Source organism: Pseudomonas sp. B5(2017), assembly GCF_002112825.1.
GTDB lineage: Bacteria > Pseudomonadota > Gammaproteobacteria > Pseudomonadales > Pseudomonadaceae > Aquipseudomonas > Aquipseudomonas putida_Z.
The window spans coordinates 36,599-50,068 of record NZ_NEIR01000023.1 but is presented as its reverse complement, the minus strand read 5'-3'; the positions used below and the strand labels follow the sequence as shown (position 1 = coordinate 50,068).

Genomic DNA, 13,470 nt, shown 5'->3' with positions numbered 1-13,470 from the left:
AGAGATGGTAAAAAGACAGCAGCCGGAGTTGTAGGAACGTTCGTACTGTTCTTTCCTACATTCCAACGGGTTTCTGTCGACGAAGCCTGGCCTCGGCCAGGCTTCGTGCTATTCGAGGCCCCGAAGTAAAAAGTACCCGGCAGCCTTTTTAACCTGGATAACGTGATGCGCAGTCCCTATTGGTTGTTCCTCGTCCTGCTCCTGCTGCTGGGTGGCCTGCAGTACCGCCTGTGGGTGGGTAATGGCAGCCTGGCGCAAGTGACCGAGCTGAAGCAGCAGATTGCCGAGCAGCATGCCGAAAACGAGCGCTTGCTCGAGCGCAACCGCGTGCTCGATGCCGAAGTGCTGGAGCTGAAAAAAGGCATGGAGACCGTTGAAGAGCGGGCTCGCCACGAATTGGGGATGGTCAAAGAGGGCGAAACCCTCTTCCAGTTGCCACAGAAATGATCGAAACCTTACCGGCCTTCTGGGCCGTGATTCCTGCTGCGGGCGTAGGTGCCCGCATGGCTGCCGACCGCCCCAAGCAGTACCTGGAGCTGGCCGGGCAGACCATTCTCGAGCACAGCCTCGACTGTTTTCTTGGCCACCCGATGCTCAAGGGCGTGGTGGTCAGCATTGCCGAAGATGACCCGTACTGGCCTCGCCTGCGCTGTGCCAGCGACCCGCGCATCCAGCGCGCCGCAGGCGGCCGCGAGCGTGCCGACTCGGTGCTCAATGCCTTGCTGATGCTGCATGCCCAAGGGGCGGCGGACAGCGACTGGGTGCTGGTGCATGATGCCGCGCGACCGAACCTGGCGCGCAGCGATCTGGACAAGCTGTTGTCGGAGTTGGCGGACGACCCGGTGGGTGGTCTGCTGGCGGTGCCGGCGCGCGATACCCTCAAGCGGGCCGATGCCGATGGCCGGGTGGGCGCTACCGTCGACCGCAGCACCATCTGGCAGGCCTATACGCCGCAGATGTTCCGCCTGGGGGCGTTGCATCGGGCGCTGGCCGAGTGCCTGGTGTCGGATGTGCTGGTAACCGACGAGTCCTCCGCCATCGAGTGGTCCGGCCAGGCGCCGCGGCTGGTCGAAGGGCGCAGCGACAACATCAAGGTGACCCGGCCGGAAGACCTGGAGTGGTTGCGCCAGCGTTGGGCAGGGCGCCGCTGAGGCTTTGACCAGTGCTGGTTTCTTCGCGGGCATGCCCGCTCCCACAGGTACAGCGCCAGCCTGAAGGTATGCGCAGGACCTGTGGGAGCGGGCGAGCCCGCGAAGAGGCCGGCACAGCCAACACCCCCCTTCAGCCTTGCCGATACTCCGGCAACCCCGCCAACCCTTCCTTCAGGTAATCCACCAGCCGCCGTACCTTCGGCGACAGGTGCCGTTGCTGCGGATACAGCGCCCACACCGCGGTATTCGGTGGCTGGTGCGCCTCCAGCAACGACACCAGAGCACCACTGTTCAAGTGCTCCAGCACGTAATAATCCGGCAACTGGCACAACCCCATCCCCTGCAGCGCCGCGTCCAGCACCGCCTGCCCGCTGTTGCAACGCCAGTTGCCCTGCACTCGCTGGCTGATCTCGCGGCCGTCCTGCTGCAGCGCCCACAAATCCGAGCTGCCCACCAGGCAATTGTGCCGCGCCAGTTCCGACAGGCTGTGTGGCCGACCGTAACGTTCCAGGTAGGCCGGCGAAGCGCACAGGTACATGCGCCGGGGCGCCAGGCGGGTTGCCACCAGTCGTGAATCGGCCAACCGGCCCAGGCGGATGGCCAGGTCCATGCCTTCATGCACAAGGTCGAGGGTATGGTTGCTCAGTTCCACATCCACCCGCAGCTGCGGGTACAGCGCCATGAACCGTGTCACCAGCGGCACGATGAAGCGCTCGCCATAAGCCACCGCGCAGGTCATGCGCAGCAACCCCTTGGGCTCGCTGGCCAGGTCGCCCATGGCGCGCAGGGCTTCCTCGCGGCCATCCTGCAGGCGCTGGCAGTGCTGCAGGAATGTCTGCCCGGCCTCGCTCAGGGTCACCCGCCGGGTACTGCGGTACAGCAAGCGCGTCTGCAGCCGTTCCTCCAGCCGGGCGATCTGCCGGCTGATGTGCGATGAGGAAACCCCCAGGCGCTCGGCGGCCGCGGTGAACTGGCCCGACTCGGCCACGGCGACGAACTCGTCGATGCCTTCCCAGCGGCTGCTCATTGATTGTCCCTGTATGGCAATAATGTTTTGTCTTTGGCCGGATTATTCATCAAAAGGCGGTGAATTACACTGCCAAACTGAATCGACCCTCTGTCTGGAGACCTTTGATGATCAAGTCCCGTGCTGCCGTAGCCTTCGAAGCCAAGAAACCCCTGGAAATCGTCGAAGTCGACGTGGCCATGCCCAAGGCCGGTGAAGTGCTGCTGCGCGTGGTCGCCAGCGGTGTCTGCCACACCGACGCCTACACCCTGTCCGGTGCCGACCCGGAGGGCATCTTCCCGTCGATCCTCGGCCACGAAGGTGGCGCGATCGTCGAGGCGGTAGGCGAGGGCGTCACCTCGGTCGCCGTCGGTGACCACGTCATCCCGCTGTACACCCCGGAATGCGGCAAGTGCAAGTTCTGCCTCTCGGGCAAGACCAACCTGTGCCAGGCCATCCGCGCCACCCAGGGCAAGGGCCTGATGCCGGACGGCACCACGCGCTTCTCCTACAAAGGCCAGCAACTGTTCCACTACATGGGTACCTCGACCTTCTCCGAGTACACCGTGCTGCCGGAAATCTCCGTGGCCAAGATCCAGAAAGAAGCGCCGCTGGAAAAGGTCTGCCTGCTGGGTTGTGGCGTCACCACCGGTATCGGCGCGGTGCTCAACACCGCCAAGGTCAAGCCGGGTGACACCGTGGCCATCTTCGGCCTGGGCGGCATCGGCCTGTCGGCAGTGATCGGTGCGGTCAAGGCCAAGGCGTCGCGCATCATTGCCATCGACATCAACCCGGCCAAATTCGAAATCGCCCGCCAGCTGGGTGCCACCGACTGCATCAACCCGAAAGACTACGACCGCCCGATCCAGGAAGTGATCGTCGACCTCACCGACGGCGGCGTGGACTTCTCCTTCGAGTGCATCGGCAACGTGCAGCTGATGCGTGCTGCGCTGGAATGCTGCCACAAGGGCTGGGGCGAGTCGGTGATCATCGGCGTGGCCGGTGCCGGCCAGGAAATCGCCACTCGTCCGTTCCAGCTGGTCACCGGCCGTGTATGGCGTGGTTCGGCGTTCGGTGGCGTACGTGGCCGCAGCGAGCTGCCAAGCTACGTGGAAATGTCCGAGAAGGGCGAGATCCCGCTGGATACCTTCATCACCCACACCATGGGTCTGGAAGACATCAACAAGGCCTTCGACCTGATGCACGAAGGCAAGAGCATTCGCAGCGTGATCCACTTCTGAGGTTTGCCATGAGCCTGGATAACATCTCCTGCCAGAAGAGCTTTGGCGGCTGGCACAAGCGTTACCGGCATCACTCCAAGGTGCTGGGCTGCGACATGGTGTTCGCCGTCTACCTGCCGCCGCAGGCCGAACAGGGCGAGAAGCTGCCGGTGCTGTACTGGCTCAGCGGCCTCACCTGCACCGACGAGAACTTCATGCAGAAGGCCGGCGCCCAGCGCCTGGCCGCGGAGCTTGGGTTGATCATCGTCGCCCCCGACACCAGCCCGCGTGGCGAGCAGGTGCCGGGCGACCCGGACGGTGCCTGGGACTTCGGCCTGGGTGCCGGCTTCTACCTCAATGCTACTCAGCAGCCTTGGGCCCAGCACTATCGCATGCACGACTATGTGGTGGAGGAGTTGCCCGCGTTGATCGAGGCGCACTTCCCGGCTTCGGGCGAGCGCAGCATCAGTGGCCACTCCATGGGTGGGCATGGCGCGCTGGTGTGCGCCTTGCGCAACCCGGGGCGCTACCGCTCGGTGTCGGCGTTTTCGCCGATCAGCAACCCGATGGATTGCCCGTGGGGCGAGAAAGCCTTCAGCCGCTACCTGGGTGAAGACCGTGCGCGCTGGCGCGAGTGGGATGCCAGCGTGCTGCTGGCCGAGACCCCGGCCGGCGAATGCCCGCCGTTGCTGGTGGACCAGGGCGACCGCGACGACTTCCTCGAGAAGCAGCTCAAGCCTGAAGCCCTGGAGCAGGCGGCACGCAAAGGTGGGCATGAACTGACCTTGCGCCTGCAGCCTGGCTATGACCACAGCTACTACTTCATCGCCAGCTTCATCGAGGAGCACCTGCGTCATCATGCGGTGGCCTTGGGGCGGGTGTAAGGCGTAGCTGTGGTGCTTGCTTCATCGCCTGTAGGAGCAGCCTTGTGCTGCGAATGGGCTGCGAAGCAGACCCTGGGTCTAACGCTATCGCCGATATTGCCGGGGCCGCTTTGCGGCCCATTCGCAGCACAAGGCTGCTCCTACAACGACGGCCCCAATACTGGCTAAAGCAGGTAGAATCACGCCCTGACTCATTCAGGGCGTTTTTCTATGCGTATTGGCCACGGCTACGATGTGCACCGTTTCTGCGACGGTGATTTCATTACCCTGGGCGGGGTGCGTATCCCCCACAAATACGGCCTCCTGGCCCACTCCGATGGCGACGTGCTGCTGCACGCCCTGAGCGATGCCTTGCTTGGCGCGGCGGCGCTGGGTGACATCGGCAAACACTTCCCCGACACCGATCCACAGTTCAAGGGCGCCGACAGCCGGGTGCTGCTGCGCCATGTAGTCGGCATCGTCCAGGCCAAGGGCTGGAAGGTCGGCAACATCGACGCCACCATCGTCGCCCAGGCGCCGAAGATGGCCCCGCACATCGAGACCATGCGCAAGCTGATCGCCGAAGACCTGCAGGTCGAGCTCGACCAGGTCAACGTCAAGGCTACCACCACCGAGAAGCTCGGCTTCACCGGCCGCGAGGAGGGCATCGCCGTGCATTCGGTAGCCCTGCTGTTGCCAGCATGACCGAACTGGAACTGCTGGGCCCGCGCGCATCGGGCGAACCACTGGGTACCGCCGTCCTCAAGGCGGTGGCCGAGGATTTCCAGGTCGACGAAGTACTGGACATCCCCCTGTCGGGCCAGGGCGAGCACCTGTGGCTGTGGGTCGAGAAGCGTGACCTGAACACCGAGGAGGCGGCCCGCCGCCTGGCCCGTGCCGCTGGGGTGCCGGTGCGCACGATCAGCTACGCCGGCCTCAAGGACCGCCAGGCCCTGACCCGCCAGTGGTTCAGCCTGCACCTGCCCGGCAAGGCCGACCCGGATCTGTCGCGTGCCGAGGATGCCAGCCTGCGTGTGCTCAAGCAGGTGCGCCACCAGCGCAAGCTGCAGCGCGGTGCGCATTCGGCCAACGGCTTCACGCTGCGCCTGACTGCCCTGGCTGCCGATCACCAGGCGGTGGATGCGCGCCTGGAACAGCTCAAGCAGCACGGTGTGCCGAATTATTTCGGCACCCAGCGCTTCGGCCACGGTGGCGGCAACGTTCACGACGCTCTCGATTGGGCCGCACGCAAGGCCCTGCCCGAACAGCGCAACGTGCGTTCGCGGTTGCTCTCGGCCGGGCGCAGCTACCTGTTCAACCAGGTGCTGGCAGCCCGTGTTGCCGACGGCAGCTGGGCGCGTGCGCAGGTGGGCGACCTGTTGGCGTTCACCACGAGTCGTAGCTTCTTTCCTGCTGGGGAGTCGGAATGTTCCGATCCTCGGCTGGCGATCCTTGACCTGCATCCGACCGGCCCGCTGTGGGGGGCAGGCGATTCGCCGGCTACGGGGAGTACTGCGCAACAAGAGGATGCGATCGCCGCACGGCAGCCGGCACTTTGCCAGTGGCTGGCCTTGGCGGGCATGGATCACGAACGACGCATTCTGCGGCTCCCTATTGGCGGTCTTACGTGGCATTATCCGGAGCCTGATATCCTGCAACTGGAATTCGTCCTTCCGGCCGGATGCTTCGCCACCGTGGTGGTGCGCGAAGTCGTGGATCTGGTGTCGGCGGGGCAGACGGACAGCTCATGCGTATTCTGATTTCGAACGACGACGGTGTTACCGCACCCGGCATCGCCGCGCTGCACGCTGCGCTGGCGGATTACGCCGAGTGCGTGGTTATTGCCCCGGATCAAGACAAGAGCGGCGCCAGCAGTTCGCTGACGCTGGACCGGCCACTGCATCCGCAGACCTTGGCCAATGGCTTCATCAGCCTCAACGGCACGCCGACCGACTGCGTGCACCTGGGGCTCAATGGGCTGTTGCCACAGGCGCCGGACATGGTGGTGTCGGGGATCAACCTCGGTGCCAACCTGGGCGACGACGTGCTCTATTCGGGCACGGTCGCGGCCGCGTTGGAAGGCCGTTTCCTCGGCGGTACCTCGCTGGCGTTTTCGCTGTTGTCGCGCCAGCCGGACAACCTGCCAACCGCGGCCCATATCGCCCGCCGCCTGGTCGAGGCGCAGTCGCGCCTGGCCTTGCCGCCGCGCACCGTGCTCAACGTCAACATCCCCAACCTGCCGCTGGAGCACATTCGTGGCATCCAGCTTACCCGCCTCGGTCACCGGGCGCGGGCGGCGGCGCCGACCAAGGTGGTCAACCCGCGCGGCAAGGAAGGCTACTGGATCGCCGTGGCCGGGGATGCCGAGGACGGTGGCCCGGGTACCGACTTCCACGCGGTGATGCAAGGCTATGTATCGATCACTCCGCTGCAGCTCGACCGCACCTTCAGTGATGCCTTCGAGCAGCTCGACGGTTGGCTGGAGGGCCTGCTCTGATGCGCGAGGACGATATGCTGCGGCGTGGCATCGGCATGACCTCCCAGCGTACCCGGGAGCGGCTGATCCAGCGCCTGTGCGAGGAGGGCGTTTCGAACACCAAGGTGCTCGACGTGATCCGTCGTACCCCGCGCCACCTGTTCGTCGACGAGGCGCTGGCGCATCGCGCCTACGAAGACACCGCGCTGCCGATCGGCCACAACCAGACCATCTCGCAACCGTTCATGGTTGCCCACATGAGCGAGCTGCTGCTCGAGGCCGGGCCGCTGGACAAGGTGCTGGAGATCGGCACCGGCTCGGGCTACCAGACGGCAATCCTGGCCCAGTTGGTCGAGCGTGTGTTCTCGGTGGAACGCATCAAGGTGTTGCAGGACCGGGCCAAGGAGCGCCTGGTGGAACTGAACCTGCGCAACGTGGTGTTCCGCTGGGGCGACGGTTGCGAAGGCTGGCCGGCGCTGGCGCCGTACAACGGCATCATCGTCACCGCCGTGGCGCCGGAAGTGCCGCAGGCATTGCTCGACCAGCTGGCGCCCGGTGGCCGTATGGTGATCCCGGTGGGGCCAGCCGGCGAAACCCAGCAGCTGATGCTGATCGTGCGCGAGGAGCATGGATTCTCCCGCCGCGTGCTGGGGGCAGTGCGCTTCGTACCGCTGCTCAACGGCCCGCTGGCCTGAACACTGCTGGTTCGAGCCGCGCGATATTTTTACGCCAGCACCGAATTCTTGCAGCAACGCCCTGTCTATCTGGCGGGGTGAAGCGCTAGCGCACAGCGTGTGCCATGGCTTTGCAGCAGTCTTTCACCAACCCTGCCAATGCGGGCGGGCTTGGTTATAATTGCAATAATATTGCATTTCTTGTCTTCATATCGTTTTCGGCACCATGAGGGGAGCGCGGGTGGGTCACACAGTCATTCGGCAGCGCAAGGACGGGTCGGGTTTCACGCTTCTGGTGATTGCACTGGCCATGGGCACGCTACTGGTGGGTTGCTCGAGCACCAGCAGCAACAGCGCGCGGGTGGTCGACCGCAATAACACCGTGCCCAAGCGCCCGGCGGTAACCACCGGGCAGTACATCGTCAAACCTGGCGATACGCTGTTCTCCATTGCCTTCCGTTATGGCTGGGACTACAAGGAACTGGCTGCGCGCAACGGCATCGCGGCGCCTTACACCATTCGCCCGGGGCAAGCGATTCGTTTCAGCAGCGGCTCTACCGGCAGCACCACGGTGGTGTCCAGCCCGTCGTCGTCGAGCAAGACCACGGTCATCCGGCGGCCTGTGGGCAGTACCAGCACACCCCCTGCCAGTACCAGCAAACCGGCCACGCCGACAGCCTCCAGCAGCGCCCCGGTGGTCGCCACGGTGCCTGCCGCGGAGCGCGCGGTAGGCGGCTGGACCTGGCCCGCCAATGGCGTGCTGATTGGAAAATTCGCTTCAAACGGTAGTTTGAATAAAGGCATTGATATCGCCGGTGATTTGGGACAGCCTGTTTTTGCTGCGTCTGATGGTGCAGTGGTGTACGCCGGGAGTGGCTTGAGGGGCTACGGCGAACTGATCATCATCAAGCACAGCGATACCTACGTCAGTGCCTACGGCCATAACCGCAGGCTGTTGGTTCGGGAGGGGCAGCAGGTCAAGGCAGGGCAGTCGATTGCTGAAATGGGGTCCACGGGCACAGATCGGGTGAAGCTGCATTTCGAGATTCGCCGCCAGGGCAAACCCGTCGATCCGCTCCAGTTCCTGCCACGTCGTTGACCGTTGTACCCGGCCTGTTCCTGTGATGTAGAGGGGACAGGCTCCAGCGCTGCCAGGGAGATAGGTGCCGCTCGAGTCTGAGTTCGAACTCAGCAAAGGACTATAACAATGGCTCTCAGTAAAGAAGTGCCGGAGTTTGACATCGACGATGACCTGCTTCTGATGGAGACGGGTATCGTTTTGGAAACGGATGTGGTGTCAGACGAACCTGCTGTATCTTCGGTTCGGACGAGGGCCAAGTCGGGCTCTTCGCTCAAGCAACACAAGTATATCGATTACAGCCGGGCGCTCGATGCCACCCAGTTGTATCTCAACGAGATCGGATTTTCGCCTCTGCTTTCGCCGGAAGAGGAAGTGCATTTTGCGCGCCTGTCGCAAAAGGGCGACCCTGCCGGCCGCAAGCGCATGATCGAAAGCAACCTGCGCCTGGTTGTAAAAATTGCCCGTCGTTACGTGAACCGCGGCCTGTCGCTGCTCGACCTGATCGAGGAGGGCAACCTGGGGTTGATCCGTGCCGTCGAGAAGTTCGACCCGGAGCGTGGTTTCCGGTTCTCGACCTATGCGACTTGGTGGATTCGCCAGACCATCGAGCGGGCAATCATGAACCAGACCCGCACCATTCGCTTGCCGATCCACGTGGTCAAGGAACTGAACGTCTACCTGCGCGCTGCGCGCGAGCTGACCCAGAAACTGGACCACGAACCCTCGCCAGAAGAAATCGCCACGCTGCTGGAGAAACCGGTCGCCGAGGTCAAGCGCATGCTGGGCCTGAACGAGCGGGTGTCTTCGGTGGATGTGTCGCTCGGTCCGGACTCGGACAAGACCCTGCTCGATACCCTGACCGACGACCGCCCGACCGACCCGTGCGAACTGCTGCAGGATGACGACCTGTCGCAGAGCATCGACCAATGGCTGGGCGAGTTGACCGACAAGCAGCGTGAAGTGGTGGTGCGCCGCTTTGGCCTGCGCGGGCATGAAAGCAGCACCCTGGAAGATGTCGGCCTGGAGATTGGCCTGACCCGTGAGCGGGTGCGGCAGATCCAAGTCGAGGGGCTCAAGCGTTTGCGTGAGATCCTCGAGAAGAACGGCCTGTCCAGTGAGTCGTTGTTCCAGTAGCGGAAGCCTGCAACACAAAGCGCCCCGATGATTTCGGGGCGTTTTTGTATGCCTGTTTGAATTGCTGGGGGCGCTGCGCGCCCCTATCGCGACACAAGGCCGCTCCTACAGGAGATCGCGTTGCCTGTAGGAGCGGCCTTGTGTCGCGACGGGCTGCAAAGCAGCCCCAGACATTATGTACTGCGCTACCCCAGTAACATCGCGTGTAAGCCTTTGCTTACTTGTTCTGTCAGCCTTCTATGTACGTTTCAGTAAATCATTGTCGTATCCAGATCCTGCGTTTTCCCAACTCATTGAAAAACCTGGCTTATTCAGCTGTGAGGAAATGTGTCACCTGCAACACCCTGTGAGGTTTAGCGGTTGCCCGCCCGGCTCAAGTCGCTAGTATTCGAACTGTGCACAGGGACATGCACAGGCTTTCAGGAGGAAAGCCAGGGACGTCGCAAGAGGCGATTTCATCAGGATGATGTTTGGGACAAGCAGGGACTACGGAAAAAATGTGGGCGGGTCAAACCGCCCCTTTTTTTTGCCTGCAGAAAACAAAAAAGGCCCCAAGGGGCCTTTTTCGTGTCCGGACGCTATCAGCGCTCCAGGTCTGCAATCTTGCCAGTCTTGCCATCCCACTCTTCAGCGTCCGGCAGGGCGTCCTTACGCTCGGTGATGTTCGGCCAGATTTCCGCCAGTTCGGCGTTCAGCTCGATGAAGTTCTCCATGCCCGCAGGCACTTCGTCTTCCGAGAAGATGGCTTGCGCTGGGCATTCCGGCTCGCACAGAGCGCAGTCGATGCACTCGTCCGGGTGGATGACCAGGAAGTTCGGGCCTTCGTAGAAGCAGTCCACCGGGCAGACTTCCACGCAGTCGGTGTATTTGCATTTGATGCAGTTGTCGGTGACGACGAAGGTCATTTCTAATTCTCTCCTCAGGCGACGGCGGCGGCCCTTCCTCTCAGGGCCGCGCGGTTTGCGGGCATGTGGCTGCAGGCCAGGCTAATAACCTGCAGCACCAGCAAACCGCGGCGGATTCTACCAGCTTGTAGTGGGCGCCGTTATAACAGGTTCTTTAGTTGATATAGCATTTCGATAGCTTGACGCGGGGTCATGTCGTCCAGCTGCAGCTTGCCCAGCTTCTCGACGGCCGGGTGTGGCAGGCTGGCGAACAGGTCGCTCTGGTGCGGGACCTGTGGCACGTCCTTGGCCTTTTGGGCCGGGGGTTGTTCATGCGGCAGGCTGGTGGTTTCCAGCCTCGCCAGGTGTTCACGGGCACGCTGGATGACGGCCGTCGGCACGCCGGCCAGCTGCGCCACGGCCAGGCCGTAGCTCTGGCTGGCAGGGCCAGGCAGCACGTGGTGCAGGAACACGATGCGTTCGTTGTGCTCGGTGGCGTTCAGGTGCACGTTGGCCACCAGCGGCTCGCTTTCCGGCAGCACGGTGAGCTCGAAGTAGTGCGTGGCGAACAGCGTGTAGGCACGCAGCTGGGCCAGGCGCTCGGCGGCGGCCCAGGCCAGCGACAGGCCGTCGAAGGTACTGGTGCCACGGCCCACTTCGTCCATCAGAACCAGGCTGCGGTCGGTGGCGTTGTGCAGGATGTTGGCGGTTTCGCTCATCTCGACCATGAAGGTCGAGCGGCCGCCGGCCAGGTCGTCGCTGGAGCCGATGCGGGTGAAGATGCGGTCGACCAGCGACAGCTCGCAGCTGGCAGCCGGCACGAAGCTACCGATATGCGCCAGCAGCACGATCAGGGCGGTCTGGCGCATGTAGGTGGACTTACCGCCCATGTTAGGGCCGGTGATGATCAGCATGCGTGTGCTGTTGTCCAGGCCCAGGTCGTTGGCCACGAATGGCGTGGTCAATACCTGTTCCACCACAGGGTGGCGGCCCTGCTCGATGCGCAGGCACGGCTCGTCGACGAAGCGCGGGCAGTTCAGGTCCAGGTTCAGTGCACGTTCGGCCAGGTTGCTGAGCACGTCCAGTTCGGCCAGGGCAGCGGCGCTGTCCTGCAGCGGTGCCAAGTGGCTGATCAAGGTTTCCAGCAGGGCGTCGTAGAGCATCTTTTCGCGGGCCAGGGCGCGGCTCTTGGCCGACAGGGCCTTGTCCTCGAACGCCTTCAGCTCCGGGGTGATGAAGCGCTCGGCGCCTTTCAGGGTCTGACGGCGGATGTAGTCGCCCGGGGCCTGCTCGGCCTGCTTGGTCGGCAGCTCGATGAAGTAGCCATGCACCCGGTTGTAGCCGACCTTGAGGTTGGCCAGGCCGGTGCGGGCCTTTTCCCGGGCTTCCAGGTCGATCAGGAACTGGCCGGCGTTCTCGCTGATCGCCAGCAGCTCGTCCAGCTCGTTGTCATAGCCGGCCTTGAGCACGCCGCCATCGCGGATCACCGCCGGCGGGTTGTCGATGATCGCCCGTTCCAGCAGGCTGGCCAGTTCGGGGTAGGTGCCGGTAATGGCGGCCAGGCGTGCCAGGTGCGGCGCCTCCAGCTCGGCCATGGCGTTCTGCAGCTCGGGCAGCGCGCCCAGGGCATCGCGCAGGCGTGCCAGGTCGCGTGGGCGGGCGTTGCGCAGGCCGATACGGGCGAGAATCCGCTCGATATCGCCGATTTCCTTGAGCTGCGGCTGCAGCTTCTCGAAGCGGTAGCCGTCGAGCAGGCAGCGGATCGAATCCTGGCGTGCCTGCAGCACCTTGAGGTCGCGCAACGGGCGGTTCAACCAGCGGCTCAGCAAACGGCTGGCCATGGCGGTCTGGCAGCGGTCGATCACCGACTGCAGGGTGTTGTCACGGCCGCCGGCCAGGTTGATGTCCAGCTCCAGGTTGCGGCGGCTGGCGCCGTCGAGGATGACCGTGTCGTCCAGGCGTTCGTGGCGCAGGCTGCGCAGGTGCGGCAGGGCGGTGCGCTGGGTTTCCTTGGCGTAGATCAGCAGGCAACCGGCGGCGCCGATGGCCAGGGTCAGCTTGTCACAGCCAAAGCCCTTGAGGTCCTTGGTCGCGAACTGCTGGCACAGGGCCTTGCGCGCCGAGTCGCGGTCGAAGTCCCATGGCGCACGGCGACGGGCGCCCGGGCGTTTCTCGGCGGGCAGGTCGCGCGGCCAGTCGTCGGGGATCAGCAGCTCGACCGGGTTCAGGCGCTCGAGCTCGGCCAGCAGGTTTTCCCAGCCCTTGATCTCCTGCACGCTGAAGTTGCCACTGGTGATGTCCAGTACGGCCAGGCCGAACAGGCGCTCGTCACCGAGCAGCGCGGCAATCAGGTTGTCGCGACGCTCGTCGAGCAGGGCCTCGTCGCTGACCGTACCCGGGGTGATGATGCGCACCACCTGGCGTTCCACCGGGCCCTTGCTGGTGGCGGGGTCGCCAATCTGCTCGCAGATCACCACCGATTCGCCGAGCTTGACCAGCTTGGCCAGGTAGCCTTCCAGCGAATGGAACGGAATCCCGCACATGGGGATGGACTGGCCGGCTGACTGACCGCGCGCGGTCAGGGTGATGTCCAGCAGTTTTGCGGCTTTTTTCGCATCTTCGTAGAAGATCTCGTAGAAGTCGCCCATGCGGTAGAACATCAGCTGGTCCGGGTGCTGGTTCTTCAGCTTCCAGTACTGCTGCATCATCGGGGTGTGTGCGGAGAAATCGGAAATTGCTTTATTCATCAAGGGCTTAGAAAGTAGGTCTCAATATTGTGGGGCAAATTGGGGCGTTCTGTGTTGCACGCGCGACGCCGAGACCCACCGGATTTTCAAGCCGCATAGGTTAACACGGCTACCCGGCAGGCTGTACCTGCGATATTCCGCCCGGCGCCGCTGCCGTGGCCGGTAGCGGCCTGGAACAAGTGATGTGCGAGACCGAAGCGGGCGCCCACCCCACCTCACCAAGATGCTAGGGTA

13 protein-coding genes are annotated in these 13,470 nt (G+C 63.7%); 10 read left to right on the top strand and 3 right to left on the bottom strand.

The genetic code is table 11. The features are described 5' to 3' along the window. Positions 1-165 precede the first annotated feature (165 nt). Together ftsB and ispD are read left to right on the top strand one after the other, a co-directional pair. Positions 166-447, top strand: a complete 282-nt coding sequence (gene ftsB / locus CAG00_RS26210) for a cell division protein FtsB (protein WP_004375443.1) — start codon at positions 166-168, stop codon at positions 445-447. Then, positions 444-1,151 (top strand): 2-C-methyl-D-erythritol 4-phosphate cytidylyltransferase, encoded by a 708-nt coding sequence (gene ispD / locus CAG00_RS26205; protein WP_085619276.1) that lies wholly within the window; start codon positions 444-446, stop codon positions 1,149-1,151. Before ftsB ends, ispD begins: the two co-directional genes overlap by 4 nt. A 130-nt stretch (positions 1,152-1,281) precedes the next feature. On the opposite strand, the gene CAG00_RS26200 is transcribed toward ispD, so the two are convergent. Further along, positions 1,282-2,178, bottom strand: coding sequence for a LysR substrate-binding domain-containing protein (locus CAG00_RS26200; RefSeq protein WP_025337988.1), 897 nt, complete (start codon positions 2,176-2,178; stop codon positions 1,282-1,284). A 107-nt stretch (positions 2,179-2,285) separates the two neighbouring features. On the opposite strand from CAG00_RS26200, the gene CAG00_RS26195 reads away from it, so the two are divergent. From CAG00_RS26195 to rpoS, 8 genes are all read left to right on the top strand, one after another. Then, on the top strand, positions 2,286-3,398 hold the full coding sequence (locus CAG00_RS26195) for an S-(hydroxymethyl)glutathione dehydrogenase/class III alcohol dehydrogenase (RefSeq protein ID WP_016712915.1): 1,113 nt from the start codon (positions 2,286-2,288) through the stop codon (positions 3,396-3,398). 8 nt (positions 3,399-3,406) lie between these two features. Then, on the top strand, positions 3,407-4,261 hold the full coding sequence (gene fghA / locus CAG00_RS26190) for an S-formylglutathione hydrolase (RefSeq protein ID WP_025337989.1): 855 nt from the start codon (positions 3,407-3,409) through the stop codon (positions 4,259-4,261). Positions 4,262-4,471: 210 nt separating this feature from the next. Further along, positions 4,472-4,945, top strand: a complete 474-nt coding sequence (gene ispF / locus CAG00_RS26185; protein ID WP_015269207.1) for a 2-C-methyl-D-erythritol 2,4-cyclodiphosphate synthase — start codon at positions 4,472-4,474, stop codon at positions 4,943-4,945. Continuing rightward, positions 4,942-6,000 carry a tRNA pseudouridine(13) synthase TruD gene (gene truD, locus CAG00_RS26180; protein WP_085593278.1) on the top strand — a complete coding sequence of 353 codons (1,059 nt, stop codon included), beginning with the start codon at positions 4,942-4,944 and terminating at the stop codon, positions 5,998-6,000. Before ispF ends, truD begins: the two co-directional genes overlap by 4 nt. Beyond that, complete coding sequence (surE, locus tag CAG00_RS26175) at positions 5,988-6,737, top strand: 5'/3'-nucleotidase SurE (protein WP_025337991.1); 750 nt, start codon at positions 5,988-5,990, stop codon at positions 6,735-6,737. The genes truD and surE overlap by 13 nt, the downstream gene beginning before the upstream one ends. Positions 6,738-6,772: 35 nt before the next feature. Next, a complete protein-coding gene (locus CAG00_RS26170) occupies positions 6,773-7,411 on the top strand; it encodes a protein-L-isoaspartate(D-aspartate) O-methyltransferase (RefSeq protein ID WP_015269209.1) in 639 nt (212 codons plus the stop codon). A gap of 220 nt (positions 7,412-7,631) precedes the next feature. After that, entirely contained in the window at positions 7,632-8,489 is an 858-nt protein-coding gene (locus CAG00_RS26165; RefSeq protein WP_085665688.1) for a peptidoglycan DD-metalloendopeptidase family protein, read from the top strand. A 108-nt stretch (positions 8,490-8,597) separates the two neighbouring features. Then, positions 8,598-9,605, top strand: coding sequence for an RNA polymerase sigma factor RpoS (rpoS, locus tag CAG00_RS26160; protein ID WP_013971277.1), 1,008 nt, complete (start codon positions 8,598-8,600; stop codon positions 9,603-9,605). Positions 9,606-10,186: 581 nt separating this feature from the next. On the opposite strand, the gene fdxA is transcribed toward rpoS, so the two are convergent. Then, the gene (gene fdxA / locus CAG00_RS26155) at positions 10,187-10,510 is read right to left on the bottom strand and encodes a ferredoxin FdxA (RefSeq protein ID WP_004375459.1); all 324 of its coding nucleotides are present in this window, start codon (positions 10,508-10,510) and stop codon (positions 10,187-10,189) included. Between the two features lie 140 nt (positions 10,511-10,650). After that, a complete protein-coding gene (gene mutS / locus CAG00_RS26150; protein WP_176240921.1) occupies positions 10,651-13,224 on the bottom strand; it encodes a DNA mismatch repair protein MutS in 2,574 nt (857 codons plus the stop codon). Between the last annotated feature and the right edge of the window lie 246 nt (positions 13,225-13,470).